We start from the raw sequence: 15273 nt of genomic DNA on the forward strand, positions 1-15273 counted from the left end.
GGAGTACCACCGCATGACGATAATTTCCGACAAGCCTGATGTTTCCGAAGAAGCACCCCAGAGCGCCAATGACTCTGCCCAGGTGCCCGCTGCCGTGAAGACGCGGCGCGGTGCCCTGGCCGAGACCGGCAGCCCTACCGTCCGGCCGCCGGCCGCCGCGCACCTCTCCGACGAGCAGGTCGCCGAGCTGGGCCGCGAACTGGACGCCATCAAGGACGGCGTCCTCGCCAAGCGCGGCTCGGCCGACGCCGACTACATCCGCCGGATGATCAAGATCCAGCGCGGACTGGAAATCTCGGGCCGCGCCGCGCTGCTGGTCAGCAAGAACAAGGCGGCCTGGGCCACCGGCACCACGCTGCTCAGCCTCGCCAAGATCCTGGAAAACATGGAGCTGGGGCACAACATCCTGCACGGCCAGTGGGACTGGATGCGCGACCCGGACATCCACTCCACCACCTGGGAATGGGACTTCGTGACCCCGGCACGGTCCTGGCAGCACACCCACAACGACCTGCACCACCGCTGGACGAACGTCGTCGGCAAGGACAACGACGTCGGGTATAACCTGCTGCGGATGGATCCCCAGCAGGAGTGGAAGCCGTTCAACCTGGGCAACCCCCTCTACAACGCCCTCCTGGCACCGGTCTTCGAGTGGGGCATCGCGATCTACGATCTTGAGCTCACCGAGTTCAGGGAGGGAAAGAAGTCCAAGGAAGCCCTGGTCAAGGACCTCAAGGCCCTCGGCCGGAAGGCCCTCACGCAGTTCACCAAGGACTACGCCGCCACTCCCGCCGTCGCCATGCTGACCGGCTCCGGCAAGCAGGCGCTCTACGGCACGCTGACCGCCAATGCGATCCGCAACGTGTGGGCGCACGCCGTGATTTTCTGCGGACACTTCCCCGAGGGCACGGACACCTTCACCGAGGAAATGGTGGAAGGCGAGACCCGCGGCGACTGGTACGTCCGGCAGATGATCGGCTCGGCCAACATCTCCGGGTCCAAGTTCATGCACCTGATGACCGGCAACCTGTCGCACCAGATCGAGCACCACCTCTTCCCGGACATTCCGTCCAACCGCTATGCCGAGGTGGCTCCCAAGGTGCAGGAAATCTGCAAGCGCTACGGGCTGCCGTACACCACCGGTCCCATGTGGAAGCAGGTCGGCTCCACCTGGGCCAAGGTCTTCAAGCTGGCGCTTCCGCCGAAGAAGGCCTAAACGCCGGTACCCAAGCCGGTCTGAATGTTTGACAAAAGGGGCGTCTGCCATCGCGGCAGGCGCCCCTTTTGCGTGCCCGGGCGGGACCGTCACGCCCATCCTCGGCCGCAGAAGCCCAGTAATTCGACGACGTGAACGACAGGTGAATTGTTGCTCCGGGGTGACCGGGGCGATGTGCCGCTTGGTACTATCGGCCTAGATGGGCACACCCGGCGTGGTGCGTGGTGTCGTTGAAGGTCGACGGGACCAGTTCTGGGCCGCAATCCGGGCATGTCCTGAGAGGTTCGGCCGTCAGCGCTTCCTGAGAGGACGTCATGACCGACACGACGCCGCCCGCGGCTTCCCGGGGTGTAACCGCTGAACACGCCCGGCTGGCTGAGGCCACGGGAGCGGCGGAGGATGTCCTGTTCGAGGCGAATCCTTGGTACGAGTGGGGGCCGTACCTCTCTGAGCGGGCCTGGGGCACGGTGCGGGAGGACTACAGCGACAGTGGCGACGCATGGGGGTATTTTCCGCATGATCATGCCCGGTCCCGCGCGTTCCGGTGGAACGAGGACGGCATGGCGGGGCTGTCCGACATTCACCATGACCTGTGCCTGGGGCTGGCGCTGTGGAACGGGGCCGATCCGATCCTGAAGGAGCGGATGTTCGGGCTGACCGGCCCGCAGGGCAATCACGGGGAGGACGTCAAGGAATACTGGTGGTACCCGGACGCGTTGCCCAGCCATGCATGGCTGCGGTGGAGATACCACTACCCGCAGGCAGCGTTTCCGTATCAGCAGTTGATCGAGGAGAATGCCCGTCGGTCCCGGGATGAACCCGAGTTCGAGTTGCTGGATACCGGTGTCTTCGACGGCGGCCGCTATTGGTCCGTGGACGTCGCGTACGCGAAGGCTTCACCGACCGAGGTCCTGGCCCGGATCACCATCGAAAACCATTCGTCCGAGGAATCGGTGCTTTCGGTGTTGCCTACCATGTGGTTCCGCAACACGTGGCGGGTTTCGGGTGACGAGGCGCCGTCGTTGTTCCTGGACGGGGACGGGGTCGCCGTCGAGCACCCGCGGCTGTCCGGATACCGGCTCGACGCCGCTCCCACCAGGGAGGGCGTCCGGCCGCAGGCGTTGTTTTGCGACAACGAGACGAACACGGGCCGGCTGTTCGGGGCGGCTCCAATCACCGCCTACCCGAAGGACGGCATCAACGATCACGTGGTCTCCGGCGCGGCGACCGTGAATCCGCAGCATGAGGGAACAAAGGCAGCCTGGTGGTATCAGGTGAGCGTGCCGGGCGGAGGGAAGGTCGAGCTGCGGCTGCGGCTCCACCGGCCGGTCCCGGACCCGACCCCAACCCCGGCCGGCTGGTCCGGCTCCTATTTCGACGACGTCATGAGGGACCGGGAACGGGAAGCGGACGAGTTCTACGCGGCGATCGCCCCTGCCGGGACCGGCGCCGGGGCGATGCAGGTGATGCGGCAGGCCTGCGCGGGGCTGGTCTGGAGCAAGCAGATGTACCCGTATCGGGTCAACCGGTGGTTGGATGGCGACCCCACCGAGCCGGCGCCGCCGGCCGGGCATCGCAACGGCCGGAACTCGGGGTGGCGGCACCTGGACTCGTTCGACGTGCTTGCCATGCCCGACCCGTGGGAGTATCCGTGGTTCGCGGCCTGGGACCTGGCGTTTCACGCCGTCACTTGGGCGCACCTGGATCCCGCGTTCGCCAAATACCAGCTGATGGTGCTCCTTCGGGAGTGGTTCCAGCATCCGAACGGTGCGCTCCCGTCTTATGAGTGGAGCTTCGACGATGTCAATCCGCCCGTTCATGCGCTGGCCGCCATCCGGGTGTTCGTCATCGACGGCGGCACCGACCTAAAATTCCTGAAACGGGTGTTCAACAAGCTGCTGCTGAATTTCACCTGGTGGCTCAACCGACAGGACCCGGACGGGAACAACCTCTTCGGCGGCGGCTTTTTGGGGTTGGACAACATCAGCCCGGTCGACCGCTCCCACCTGCCGCCGGGGTTCAAGCTGGACCAGGCCGACGGCACCGCGTGGATGGCGTACTACTCCGTGGCTATGCTCACCCTGGCCACCAAACTCGCCGAACATGACGACGTCTACGACGACATGGTGGTGAAATTCCTGGAACAGACCGTACTGATCATGGACGCGCTGGAGGATTCAGGCTGCTATGACGTTGAGGACGGCTTCTTCTACGACCGGCTCACCGACCCCTCCGGGACCAGCGTCTCGATCAAGGTTCAGACCCTCGTCGGGTTGATCCCGGCGCTGCCCGCGGTCGCGCTCCCAACCCAGGACACGGACCGGAACCGCCGGCTGCGGAAGCGGTTCGCCCTCCGGCTGGAACAGACAGATCGGCACGAGATCCTCGACTGGCAGGTTCGTGGCACCGGGAACTCCCGGCGGACGCTGCTGTCGGTCCTGCCGATGGACAAGCTCGTTCGGCTCTTTGGCACCTTGTTCGACGAGGAGGCATTCCTGTCTCCCCATGGCCTGCGATCGCTCTCGAAGCGGCACAACACGCCCTACACGGTTCCGGGGTTGCCCGCCGCTGCCATCCAGTACGAACCAGCCGAATCGCGGACCTCGATGTACGGCGGCAATTCCAACTGGCGGGGACCGGTGTGGTTGCCGGTCAACTACCTCATTATCCGGGCCCTGCTGCAGTACGACCAGTTCTTCGGTCCCGACTTCACCGTCGAATACCCCACCCGCTCCGGGCACTACCTGACCCTGCGGGAGATTGCCGGTGACCTCACCGATCGGCTGGTGAGCATTTGGCTCCCCGGGCCGGACGGACGCAGACCGGTTTATGGCGGCGTCGAAATGTTGCAGGACGATCCAGCGTGGAGGGACAACCTGCTGTTCTATGAGTACTTCCACGGCGACAACGGGGCCGGACTCGGCGCCATGCACCAGACGGGGTGGACCGCGCTGGTCGCGGAGCTCCTCCTCGATCCACCCCGCCACAGTTACCGGATGGTGTTCCAGGACAACCCGGAACCAACCACCACGACAGGACCGCCGGAAACGGGGCCGGAAACCCATGTCCAACGAGACTAAGGGCACGGCCCGTGCCCGGAGATCCAGGATCGGCGAGGGGGCTGTAATGGAGGAGATGGCAGCGGCGCCCCGACCACCGGGCTTGCCGCCACCGGTGGCCCACCCGTTTATCTACGAAATCAACACCTGGGCATGGCTCGAATCAATCAGCGTGGAAGAAGACAAACCAATAGGTCTGGGCTCCGTCCCGCAACGCTACTGGGATGAAATTGCCGGGCTGGGTTTCGATGCGGTCTGGTTGATGGGAGTCTGGCGTCGCAGCCCCGCCGGAATCGGGATCGCCCTGGCAAATCCCGCCCTGCGTTCCGACTTCCAGGCCGCTCTTCCCGATTGGCGTGCCGAGGATGTCGTCGGCTCGCCGTACTGCGTCAGGGAGTATGTCGTCGATGAACGCCTGGGTGGCCCCGCCGGGCTATCCGCCGCCCGGGAGGCGCTGGCGGTCCGGGGTGTCCGGCTGATCCTGGACTTTGTGCCCAACCATGTTGCACCGGATCATCCGTGGACCACGGGGGCGCCCGAGCTCTTCGTGCAGGGGACAGCCGCGGACCGTGCCCTGGATCCGACGTCCTTCATCGAGGTGGGCGGCCGGGTGCTCGCCAACGGGCGGGACCCCTACTTCCCGGCGTGGCCGGATGTTGTCCAGCTCAATGCCTTCAGCCCCGCCTTGCGATCGGCGGCGGTGGAGACGGTGAGGTCGATCGCGGATCAGTGCGACGGGGTGCGTTGCGACATGGCGATGCTGGTCATGAACGACGTTTTCGCCCGCACCTGGGGTGCCCGGGTCGGGCCGGCACCGGGCGCAGAGTACTGGCCAACGGTGATCACGGCCGTCCGTGAAACCCACCCCGGGTTCGTGTTCCTCGCCGAAGCCTATTGGGATCTTGAGTGGTCCCTGATGCGGCAGGGCTTCGACTACTGCTACGACAAGCGTCTGTATGACCGCCTGCTCGGCGGACGCGCCGACGAGGTGCGGCTGCACCTGCTGGCGGAGCGCACGTATCAGGACGCCCTGGTCCGGTTCGTGGAGAACCACGACGAGCCACGGGCCGCCGCGGCGTTCGGCGCCGGCCGTGCACAGGCGGCGGCGGTGGCGGCACTAACCCAGACCGGGGCACGGCTCATTCACCACGGCCAGTTGCTGGGGTGGAGGGTACGCCTTCCGGTGTTCCTCGGTCGTTTTCCCGCCGAGCCGGTTGATGGCCAGCTCGCGGCCTTCTACCGCCGGCTCTTGGCGGCTGTCGCCGGGCCTACCTTTCGGGACGGGTACTGGCAGTTGTGTGAGCGGTCCGGGTGGCCGGGCGACAACAGCTTCGAAAACCTCGTCGCCTGGAGCTGGGACGGTGCTACCCGGTGGCTGATCGTCGTGAATCTGAGCGATGCGCCCGCAGCAGGTCACGTGAGAGCGCCCTGGCCGGACCTGCGTGGTCACCGGTGGCAGCTGACCGACCCGACCCGGGCCATGAGTTTCGACCGCGCCGGCGACGATATCGTCGACGGGTTGTTCATCGGACTTGGCGCATGGCAATGGCATTTGCTCCGCCTCGACCGATCGCCAGAAGGCGCTGACGACGACTGACGAGGCCTCGCGGCCACCTCGAAAGGAGCTCGGAATGGCCGGAAGCGTCGTTATAGGGCGGACGATGCAGGAACTGCGCAGGGTGCTCGCCGTGTTGGGACTTGTCGGGCTCGTGGCAGCCTTCATGCTTCCCAGCAACGTGGTTCCTGCGGGAAAGCAGAGTCCAAGCCGGCGGGTTGGCTAGGTCCAGTCCTTGCTGGCCGTGCCCAGGATGTGGGCCAGCCGCGGGTTGCCGGGGAGGACCGAAAAGCCAAAACGCTCCAGGGCCCGCACGGTGAGTCCCGCCCCTGCAATCGCAGCAGCGGTGTCGCGGTTCGGGTGGCACCCGCCGGCCATGCGGCTCCAGAGCGGCGTGACCAGGTCCTCCGCGGCCCCAAGGATCCGGTGTTCCGAACGGACGTGCTCGTAGAACAGCAGCTGTCCGCCCGGCCGCAGCACCCGCACCACTTCCTTCAGGACGGCGCGCTGGTCCGCCACACTGCACAGCACCAGGCTGGACACCACCACGTCCACCGAGGCATCCGCCGCGGGCAGCGACTCCGCCACTCCGTCTTCCACCGTGACGGGCACCGTTGCCTCCCGTGCGGCGGCCCGCGCCAGCTCCCGGAGCGTTGGGTCCGGTTCGAGGGCCAGGACCCGCGTCACCGCGGCAGGGTAGAGCAGAAACGTGGCCCCGTAGCCTGCCCCGATTTCGACGACGGCGCCGTGCGCCGGTTCCAGGAGGCGCTGCCGGTGGCCGGTTGCGCCGCGGGCATCCATCCGCGGCCCCACGCGCGCGAACGACTTCCCGAAGGATGCGCTGCGCGGGCTGTTCTCCGGCACTGGGTTTTCCTTCCGGTCAGCCGACTGCGGCCGGGTTGAGTTTGAGGCGCCGCAGCAGTTGGGCGTTGAGGGCCACAACGATCGTCGAGGCGGACATTAGCACGGCTCCGGCAGCGGGGGAAAGGACGATCCCGGCGAAGGCCAGGACCCCGGCGGCCAGCGGCACCGCAATGATGTTGTAGCCGGTGGCCCACACGAGGTTCTGCCACATCTTCCGGTAGCTCGCCCGGGACAGGTCCACCATCGACAGGACTGCCCGGGGGTCGTCCCCGGCGAGGACCACACCGGCGGACTCCATGGCAACGTCGGTCCCGCCGCCGATCGCGATCCCTACCTCCGCCCTTGCCAGTGCGGGGGAGTCGTTGACGCCGTCACCCACCATGGCCACGCTCAGTCCGCGGGCCTGAAGCTCGGCCACCTTCTTGTCTTTGTCCGCGGGAAGGACCTCGGCGAAGACCTCGTCGATGTTCAGGTCCTCAGCCACCGCCTGGGCCACCTGCCCGGCGTCGCCCGTGACCATGGCGACCTTGACGCCGCGGTGCTGCAGGGCTGCGACGGCCTGGCGGGACTCCGGCCGGACCGCGTCCTCCAGGCTCACGGCACCCAGCACGGTGGTGCCGTCCACCACATGGAGCACCGCCGCGCCCCGGTTCCGCCAGGCCGCCGTCGCGGCGGCCAGGTTCGCAGGTTCCGCGACACCCAGCTCCCGGAGCAGCGCCGGGCCTCCCACCTGGACCGTCCGGCCGCCGACGGTGGCGCGGACACCGCGGCCGGTCAGCGACGTGAATCCGCCCGCCTGCGGGATCGGCAGCCCCCGCTCCCGGGCGGCTGCCACAATCGCCCGGGCCACCGGGTGTTCGCTGTCCGATTCCGCCGCCGCGGCCAGGGCCAGCAGCCCGTCCTCACCGCCAGAGTCGACGGCGGCAACATCCTTGAGCTCCGGCTGCCCCTTGGTCAGGGTCCCCGTCTTATCGAACAGCACCACGTCGACGGTCCGCATCCGCTCAAGGGCCATCCGGTCCTTGATCAGCACGCCGGCCCGGGCCGCCCGCTCGGTGGAGATCGCGATGACCAGCGGGATGGCCAGGCCAAGGGCGTGCGGGCAGGCGATCACCAGCACCGTCACGGTGCGCTCCACGGCGTCGGACACGCTGCCCAGCAGCGTCCAGGCGATAAACGTGAGGACGCCGGTTCCGGCCGCGAAGTAGAACAGGAAGGCGGCGGCGCGGTCCGCGAGGGCCTGGGCCCGCGAGGAGGAGGCCTGGGCTTCGGCCACCAGCCGCTGGATCCCGGCGAGGGCGGTATCCTCGCCGATGGCCGTCACCTGGACGCGGAGGCTGTTGTCCGTGGCGACGGTTCCCGCTACGACCGGATCCCCGGTTGAGCGCAGCACGGTCCTGGACTCTCCCGTGATCATGGACTCATCGAATTCTGCCTGCCCCTCGATCACGGTCCCGTCCGCCGGCATCCGGGCTCCGGAGCGCACCAGGATGGTGTCGCCGGTCCTGAGCTCGGACACCGGAACAGTCTCGGTCCCGGATTCGGTGATGCGCTCCGCCTCGTCCGGGAGCAGGGCGGCGAGGGCGTCCAGCGCGCCCTGGGCCGAGCCGAGCGCACGCATCTCAAGCCAGTGGCCCAGCAGCATAATGACCACCAGCAGGGCCAGTTCCCACCAGAAATCCAGGTCAAAACCCCCGATTCCCAGCGTGGTGGCCCACGAGGCGGTGAACGCCACCGTGATGGCCATGGCGATCAGGAGCATCATTCCCGGTTTCCGGGTTTTGAGTTCGTTGAGGCCGCCCTTGAGGAACGGCTGGCCGCCATAAAAGAAGATGACCGTTCCCAGCACCGGCGGAATCCACTGCGAGCCGGGGAACACCGGAGGCTCGTAGCCCAGCAGGTGCCCGAACATGGGGCTGAAGTACACCACCGGCACGGCCAGGGCCAGGGACAGCCAGAACCTGTTCTTGAACATCGCCACGCTGTGACCGGCGTGCTGGCCGTGGCTGTGGACCACGTGCTCGTCGTCCGGGGAGGTTGGCTGCGGGTTCTCGACCGCGTGGCTGCTGTGCCGGTGGTCCATGATGCGCGCTCCTAGGGAGATTCACCGTTTGCTGAAGATGCGCCCACCATACCCCTGGGGGGTATCAATGGCAAGAGGGTCCGGACCCTCAGCGGACCTCGATCACGCCCATCATGCCCAGGTCCTCGTGATCCAGGATGTGGCAGTGGTAAACCGAGCGGCCGCTGAAGTCGCGGAACGCGATCCTGACGGTGGCGCGCCCGTTCGCCCGTATGTTCACCACGTCCCGCACCACCACGGATGCGGGGGCCCGGCCGTTGTCGTCAATGAGCTGCATCGGCCACACGTGCAGGTGGAAAGGATGGTCCATGGGGCTGGTGTTGACGAGCGTCCACTCCTCCACGGTCCCCAATGCCACGGTGGTATCCGTGCGGACCTCGTCGTATTCGCGTCCGTTGATGCTGAACTGCATCATGGCGCCCATGCCGCCGCCCCGCCCTCCCGGCCCGGCGCCCATGGCCAGAACCAGCTGGCGGCGGGCGGCGACGGCGGCAGTGCGCAGGTCCTCGGGCGCCGGCCGGGACGCGACGGCGGCGGCCGCGGCCGCTGATTCGCCGTCCGCCCGAAAGGTCGCGAGGGCAACCGCCCCGCCGGCCGGGGTCCGCCGCCGCCCCATCATTCCCGGCATGCCGCCGCGGTCGTAGGGGATGGCCTGCAGGAGGGTTTCGCCGGCGGCGGCGGTGACCAGCAGGTCCGCACGGTTGCCCGGGGCCAGCAGAAGCTCGTCCACGGGTTCCGGATCGGGTGACCGGCCGGAGTCCATGCCCAGCAGCTGCATTCGCTGGCCGTCCAGCCGGAGCCGCAGGAAGCGCGCCACGCAGGTGTTGACGACCCGCCACCGCTCACGGTCGCCGGGGCGGGCGCTGAGGACGGGGTTGCTCTGCCCGTTGAGGAGGAGCAGGTCACCTTCCCGGCCCGCCATGCGCTCCATCAGGGACACTGTGGCGATGTTCCCGGAGCTGTCCAGGGTGGTGTCCGAGACCAGCAGCACCCGCTCGGTGCTGACCGGGATGGACTCGGGGTCTTCGACGATGATCGCCCCGAAAAGCCCGGCAAAGATCTGCCCCGCCACCATGCCGTGGTGGTGCGGGTGGTACCAGTACACGCCGGGCGGGTGGTCCGCGGGCAGCCGGTAGCGGTAGTCGAAGCCTTGCCCCGGCAGGACGGCCACAAACGGATTGTCCGCGTTGCCCTGCGGGGATACGTGCAGGCCGTGGACGTGGAGGTTGGTCGGTTCGCCGAGGTTATTGATAAGGCTGACGTTGAGCTCATCGCCGGGCCGCAGGCGGAGGGTCGGTCCCGGGACGGTGCCGTTGTAGCAGAGCGCGCCGGCCTGCAGGCCGCCCAGCTCCACCTTCCCGGGGGCTGCCGCCAGGGTCACTTCCAGCCGGCCGTCTGCACTGCGGACTTCCGCGGGGCTGCGGAAGTCCGAGGAGCTGGCCGGCCCGGCGGGCTGGCCCGGCCCCGCCCCCTGCCCCGGCCCGGCGCCCTGCGGCGGACCGGACGCCAGGGACCACCACAACCCGGCGCCGCCGGCCACGGTGGCCGTTGCGCCGAGGCCGCCTATAAGCAGGGCATTGCGGCGGCTGATCGGCCGCATCAGGGCTCCTCGCCGAGCACTTTCACGTTCTCGCGGTATTGCTCCGCGGTGAGTTCGCCTCTCGCGAAGCGTTCATCAAGGATCAGACGGGCCTGGCTCTTGCCCCCGGGGAATCCGGCGCCGCCCGGGGGAGGCCCCGGCCGACCGTAGGGCGGGGCGCCGTAGGACCCGTAGTTTTCGGGGCGGCCGCGGCCGTTTCCACCCGTAAAGAGGCGGACCGCCAGCAGCACCAGCACAGCGATCCCCACCAGCAGCAGAAAACCCCAGAGCCACATCCAGCCGAAGCCGTTGCCGTAGTAGCCCATCATGGCCAGTTCCCTTCACGCATGCGGTTTGTGGAAACCATGATCCGCCGGTACCGCGGGGCGGTCTAGGGTCATTAGTCGCGATTTGCCGGCCGGCGGATCAGTTATTGACGGCCGCAAACAGGTTCAGGCTCGCGGAGAACACGAACCAGGAAACGTAAGGAAGCATCAGGAGCCCTGCTGTCCTGCTGATCGGCCCGAAGTGGAGGACAGCCAGGGTTGCCGCCACGGCGTGGGCGCCGAGCACAGCAAGGGCCAGCCAGAGCGCCGAGGTTCCCAGCATCGGGTACAGGCCGAAGAACATCAGCGGCCACGCCAGGTTCAACAGCAGGAGAGCGCCGTATACCGTGAGCGCGGACCTGCGCGGGAAGTCCCGCTGCCGCCACACCAACCACACGGCAACGGCCACGGCCGCGTATAGCACCAGCCACACCGAGCTGAACATCCACCCGGGCGGTGTCCACGGTGCCTTGTCGGCCAGGGCGTACCAAGTACCATTCAGCCGGATCGGCAGGGAGCTCAGCAGCGACACCAGCCAGGAGACCGCCACGAAGGCAAGCAATGCTCTGGCGCTGCCAGGGTCGATCGCCCACCAGCGCGGGGAGCGGAGGGACTTCTTCAACGTTGGCCAGCACTGACTCACTGTGAACAATCAAGGACTAGTACGTCAAACCGACGCCACCCAGTTGCAGGGCGGCTTCATTGGTTCCCGTCCCGTTGTGCGTCAGCGGCGTAAAGTATGGCGTCGACCTGGGCCGCCCGGTGTGCCAGAAAGGCCTTGTCGGCATTGGCGTTCGTGCTGGCGAGCGGCGGTATGCCGAGGCTGCCGTTACATCCCCTGCATCGGATCTCGTCGGTTTGCACCCAGTTGTATGCCGGGTGCAGTCTTCGTACCTGCTGCATCGCTGCGGTGACCGCTTCAGTCTGGGCTGCAAAGTACGCCTCGTCCTCACTGCTGAGGGTGAGCCCGATGTCGATGCTCATTGTGCCTCTTACGTCGTTCCCGATGGTGCAGTTGACAGTAGTGCGTACTCCCTCGGCAAGGAACCCTGCGAGATCACGGTTCGCTAACCGTTTGAGGTTAGTTCCGGAGGTGCGGCGTCAGCAGCCCCGACGGTGAGGGCGGTGACGAGGTGGCCGGCTGTGCCGACGCCTTTGCGGGAGGGCTGTAGAGCGTGCCTTTGCCGCCCACGAAGTTCGGGGACGAACTGCGGCTGCGAGTCGTTGTGGCAGGTTGGGGTGCCCCCTGTCCCGCCTACCCGAAGGATTTCGAGTGATGACCATGCCTACGCCGGTGACCGTTGCCTCCGCTACCGAGGATCTGGACGGCATCGTCGGGTTCGCGGCCGAGGCGATCGACGCCCTGGGGGAGTGGGGCGTGGGGCTGTTCACCCTCGTGGAGACAATCTTTCCGCCGATCCCCAGCGAAGTCATCCTGCCGCTGGCCGGCTACCTGACCCGGCAGGGATCCATGAATCTGGCGCTCGTCTTCTTTACCAGCACGCTGGGAGCCTATATAGGTGCGCTGCTGCTGTACTGGCTGGGCGCACGGTTGGGGCTGGAACGTTCCATCCGCTGGTTATCCAAAGTGCCCCTGATGGAACGGGAAGACTTCGAGAAAGCAGCGGGGTGGTTCGAGCGCCACGGTAAGCCGGCGATCTTCTTCGGCAGGTTGATCCCCGGCGTGCGGAGCCTCATCAGCCTGCCCGCAGGTGCGGAAAAGATGAACATGCTCAGCTTCAGCATTTTCACCCTCTGCGGCAGCGGTCTCTGGAACGGACTTCTGCTGGGACTGGGCGCTTTGCTCGGAACCCAATACAAGCTCATCGAGCAGTATTCCCGGTACCTCAATTACGCCGTCTACGCCGCCGTGGCCGTGCTGGTGGTGTGGGTGATCGCCAGAGCTGTCCGGCGCCGGAAACCAGCCGGCGCCAATTCCAGACTCAACTGATCAGCAACCCCAGCGCCTCGGCCAGGTGCCCTACTTCCCGTACCGAGAAACCTGCGGGCACCGGTCCTGTGCCGTTGGGGCTCGCCGGCACCACGGCATGGGTGAAGCCCAGGCGGTGGGCCTCCTGGATCCGCTGGTTGATGCCGGGCACCGGGCGGACTTCCCCGGCCAGGCCCACTTCGCCGAAGGCGATGAGCCGCTGCGGCAGGGGCTTCTTGGACTTCGCCGAGGCCACCGCCAGCGCAACGGCCAGGTCGGTGGCGGGCTCGCTGAGCTTCACGCCGCCCACGGTGGCCACGTAGGAATCGTCCTTGTTCAGCAGGCAGCCGGCCCGCTGCTGTAGGACGGCCAGCAGCATGGCCACCCGGGAACTGTCCAGCCCGCTGGTGGCCCGGCGCGGCTGGGAACTGGCGCTTTCGGCCAGCAGCGCCTGCACTTCGGCCAGCAGCGGCCGCCGGCCCTCCAGGGTCACCGTGATGCAGGTTCCGGACACCGGCTCCTTGGTCCGGGACACGAACAGGCCGCTCGGATCGGCCAGGCCCACGATTCCGTCCTCGTTCAGGTCGAAGCAGCCGACGTCGTCGGTGGGGCCGTACCGGTTCTTGACGGCCCGCAGCAGCCGCAGCCGGGAGTGGCGCTCGCCCTCGAACTGGCACACCACGTCCACGAGGTGCTCCAGGAGCCGGGGGCCGGCGATGGAGCCGTCCTTGGTCACATGGCCCACCAGCAGGGTGGTCATGTTGCGGCGTTTGGCCGCGGCAATGAGGGATGCCGTCACCTCACGGACCTGCGAGACCCCGCCGGCGCTGCCTTCGACGTCGGCGCTGCTCAGCGTCTGCACGGAGTCCACGATCAGCAGGCGCGGCTCCAGCTCCTCCACCTGGCCCAGGGCCTGGCCCAGGTCCGTTTCGGCGGAGAGGTACAGGGACTCGGCGACGGCGTCGATCCGGTCCGCGCGCATCTTGACCTGCGCGGCGGACTCCTCGCCCGTGATGTAGAGGACATCCTGCGCGGTGCGGGCAAACTTGGCCGCGACGTCCAGCAGCAGGGTCGACTTGCCGACGCCGGGTTCGCCGGCCAGCAGGATCACGGCGCCGGGAACCAGCCCGCCGCCGAGCACCCGGTCCAGTTCGTCCACGCCGGTGGGCAGGCACGCCGCGGTGGTCGCGTCGACTTCGGCGATCCGGCGGGCCGGCTCCAGTACGGTGGTGGCCGCCGTCGTGCGGGCGACGGCGCCGCCGGTCTCCTCGACGCTGCCCCAGGCCTGGCATTCGCCGCAGCGGCCCACCCACTTGGCCGTGGTCCAGCCGCATTCCGCGCATTTATAGCCCGGCGCCTTGGCGGCCCGGGAAGTCTTGGTAGCCATTGCTCCACACTATCTGCGCCGTACGACACCACGCGCCAGCCGGGCACCGCGATGCGGCACAGAGGTTACAGCGGGGGCAGAATGTCCCGCGCCTCGCGGGAATCCACACCCGCGGCTTCGAGCAGGTCCACCATCAGCGGACGGAACAGCATCACCACCGTTTCGCCCTCCAGCCGTTGCACGTCCAGCAGCCGCGGATGCAGCCGGCCGGCGATTTCCCGCAGGTCTGCCCGGGCCGTCCGCAGGTGGGCGCGCCGGACGCCGTCGTGCACTTCCGCGATGCCCAGGGACAGTTCGTCGACGGCGTCGGCAGTGTCCTGCAGGACGTCGGCGATGTTCTGGGTGGCCTCGTCGGAGAGCGCCGCGTGGTTGATGGCGCTGGTCAGCCGGCGGGCAAAGACGCGGCTGTTGCGCAGTGCCAGGTCGATGTAGTCCAGCGACTGCTCCATCTGGTCCAGCTCCTCGCGGTGCCGGCGGTAGGCGGGCGCCAGCGTGGCCACCTCGCCTGAGGCCCGCAGGGACTGCCGCATGGCATCGACCAGCGGCTGGCAGTTCCGCCCCCGGATGAGCGCGTGCCACGCCTGGGTCGAGTCGCTGTAGCTGAGCGCGGAGGCGCATTCGCGGAGCACCTCGGCAAGCTCGTGCAGGAGCTTCTTGACGTCGTTGCGGGGTTCCCGGCGCGGGTCCTTCGGGATCAGGATGGTCACCAGCAGGGCGAACACCCCGCCCACGATCGCGTCAATGCTGCGGGTGAACGGACCCCCGGCCGGGGCCGGCAGCAGCACCACGAGGAGGGACTGCAGGCCCAGCTGGGTGGTGAAGATGGTGCCGCTGTCCAGGAACCGGGCCAGCAGGATCGAGAACAGCAGGACGACGGCGGCCTGCCATATGCCGGCGCCCAGCCAGTGCAGCAGCAGGTCGCCGACCACAATCCCGATGGTGCAGCCCAGGGCCACCTCGATGACGCGGCGCAGCCGGGGGTCACGGGAGAAACCCAGCGAAATGAGGGAGGAGGTGGCGGCGAACAGCGGGCCGCTGTGGCCCAGCACGTATTCGGCAAACGCATAGGCGCCCACGGCGCAGGCGGTCATCTGGAGGGCCGGCACCAGCGAGTTCCGGCTCCGGACCAGGCCGGTGCGGACCCGGCCGCGGAGGAACCGGGCGCTTGCTGAGAGTCCAGGGGCGGGGGCCATGCGCTCCAGTCTATTTGTTTTGGAGTCCAGTCTCGGGCGGACCGCCGGGGCGAAAGCCGCAGGTAGCAGGGCAGACGTTCA

Annotated in this window: 12 protein-coding genes; 4 read left to right on the forward strand and 8 right to left on the reverse strand. The window is 67.8% G+C overall.

Annotation, left to right across the window (positions count from 1 at the left end; translation table 11 throughout):
• The first annotated feature begins 13 nt into the window (after positions 1-13).
• The 3 genes from ACTWQD_RS02155 to ACTWQD_RS02165 all read left to right on the forward strand — a co-directional run bounded on the left by ACTWQD_RS02155 (position 14) and on the right by ACTWQD_RS02165 (position 5872).
• Positions 14-1216: a fatty acid desaturase family protein gene (locus ACTWQD_RS02155; RefSeq protein ID WP_443194552.1), complete on the forward strand. Its 1203-nt coding sequence runs from the start codon at positions 14-16 to the stop codon at positions 1214-1216.
• Between the two features lie 314 nt (positions 1217-1530).
• Entirely contained in the window at positions 1531-4296 is a 2766-nt protein-coding gene (locus ACTWQD_RS02160) for an MGH1-like glycoside hydrolase domain-containing protein (RefSeq protein WP_443194553.1), read from the forward strand.
• A gap of 46 nt (positions 4297-4342) precedes the next feature.
• Positions 4343-5872 carry a hypothetical protein gene (locus ACTWQD_RS02165; RefSeq protein ID WP_443194554.1) on the forward strand — a complete coding sequence of 510 codons (1530 nt, stop codon included), beginning with the start codon at positions 4343-4345 and terminating at the stop codon, positions 5870-5872.
• Positions 5873-6052: 180 nt separating this feature from the next.
• Here ACTWQD_RS02165 and ACTWQD_RS02170 read toward each other — a convergent pair whose 3' ends face one another.
• From ACTWQD_RS02170 to ACTWQD_RS02195, 6 genes are all read right to left on the reverse strand, one after another.
• Complete coding sequence (locus tag ACTWQD_RS02170) at positions 6053-6694, reverse strand: class I SAM-dependent methyltransferase (protein ID WP_443194555.1); 642 nt, start codon at positions 6692-6694, stop codon at positions 6053-6055.
• A 16-nt stretch (positions 6695-6710) separates the two neighbouring features.
• A complete protein-coding gene (locus ACTWQD_RS02175; RefSeq protein WP_443194556.1) occupies positions 6711-8777 on the reverse strand; it encodes a heavy metal translocating P-type ATPase in 2067 nt (688 codons plus the stop codon).
• A gap of 88 nt (positions 8778-8865) precedes the next feature.
• The gene (locus tag ACTWQD_RS02180; RefSeq protein WP_443194557.1) at positions 8866-10377 is read right to left on the reverse strand and encodes a multicopper oxidase family protein; all 1512 of its coding nucleotides are present in this window, start codon (positions 10375-10377) and stop codon (positions 8866-8868) included.
• Positions 10377-10685 (reverse strand): SHOCT domain-containing protein, encoded by a 309-nt coding sequence (locus ACTWQD_RS02185; RefSeq protein WP_443194558.1) that lies wholly within the window; start codon positions 10683-10685, stop codon positions 10377-10379. Before ACTWQD_RS02185 ends, ACTWQD_RS02180 begins: the two co-directional genes overlap by 1 nt.
• Before the next feature lie 97 nt (positions 10686-10782).
• The gene (locus tag ACTWQD_RS02190) at positions 10783-11304 is read right to left on the reverse strand and encodes a TspO/MBR family protein (RefSeq protein ID WP_443194559.1); all 522 of its coding nucleotides are present in this window, start codon (positions 11302-11304) and stop codon (positions 10783-10785) included.
• A gap of 77 nt (positions 11305-11381) precedes the next feature.
• Positions 11382-11666, reverse strand: a complete 285-nt coding sequence (locus ACTWQD_RS02195) for a hypothetical protein (RefSeq protein WP_443194560.1) — start codon at positions 11664-11666, stop codon at positions 11382-11384.
• 298 nt (positions 11667-11964) lie between these two features.
• Between ACTWQD_RS02195 and ACTWQD_RS02200 the strand changes: the two genes are divergently transcribed.
• On the forward strand, positions 11965-12633 hold the full coding sequence (locus tag ACTWQD_RS02200; protein WP_443194905.1) for a DedA family protein: 669 nt from the start codon (positions 11965-11967) through the stop codon (positions 12631-12633).
• Here the strand turns inward: ACTWQD_RS02200 and radA are convergent.
• Entirely contained in the window at positions 12626-13999 is a 1374-nt protein-coding gene (gene radA / locus ACTWQD_RS02205) for a DNA repair protein RadA (RefSeq protein WP_443194561.1), read from the reverse strand. The genes ACTWQD_RS02200 and radA overlap by 8 nt on opposite strands.
• Before the next feature lie 65 nt (positions 14000-14064).
• Positions 14065-15192 carry an FUSC family protein gene (locus ACTWQD_RS02210; protein ID WP_443194562.1) on the reverse strand — a complete coding sequence of 376 codons (1128 nt, stop codon included), beginning with the start codon at positions 15190-15192 and terminating at the stop codon, positions 14065-14067.
• Positions 15193-15273: the final 81 nt, after the last annotated feature.

The organism is Pseudarthrobacter sp. 1C304 (assembly GCF_052245515.1).
Lineage (GTDB): Bacteria > Actinomycetota > Actinomycetes > Actinomycetales > Micrococcaceae > Arthrobacter.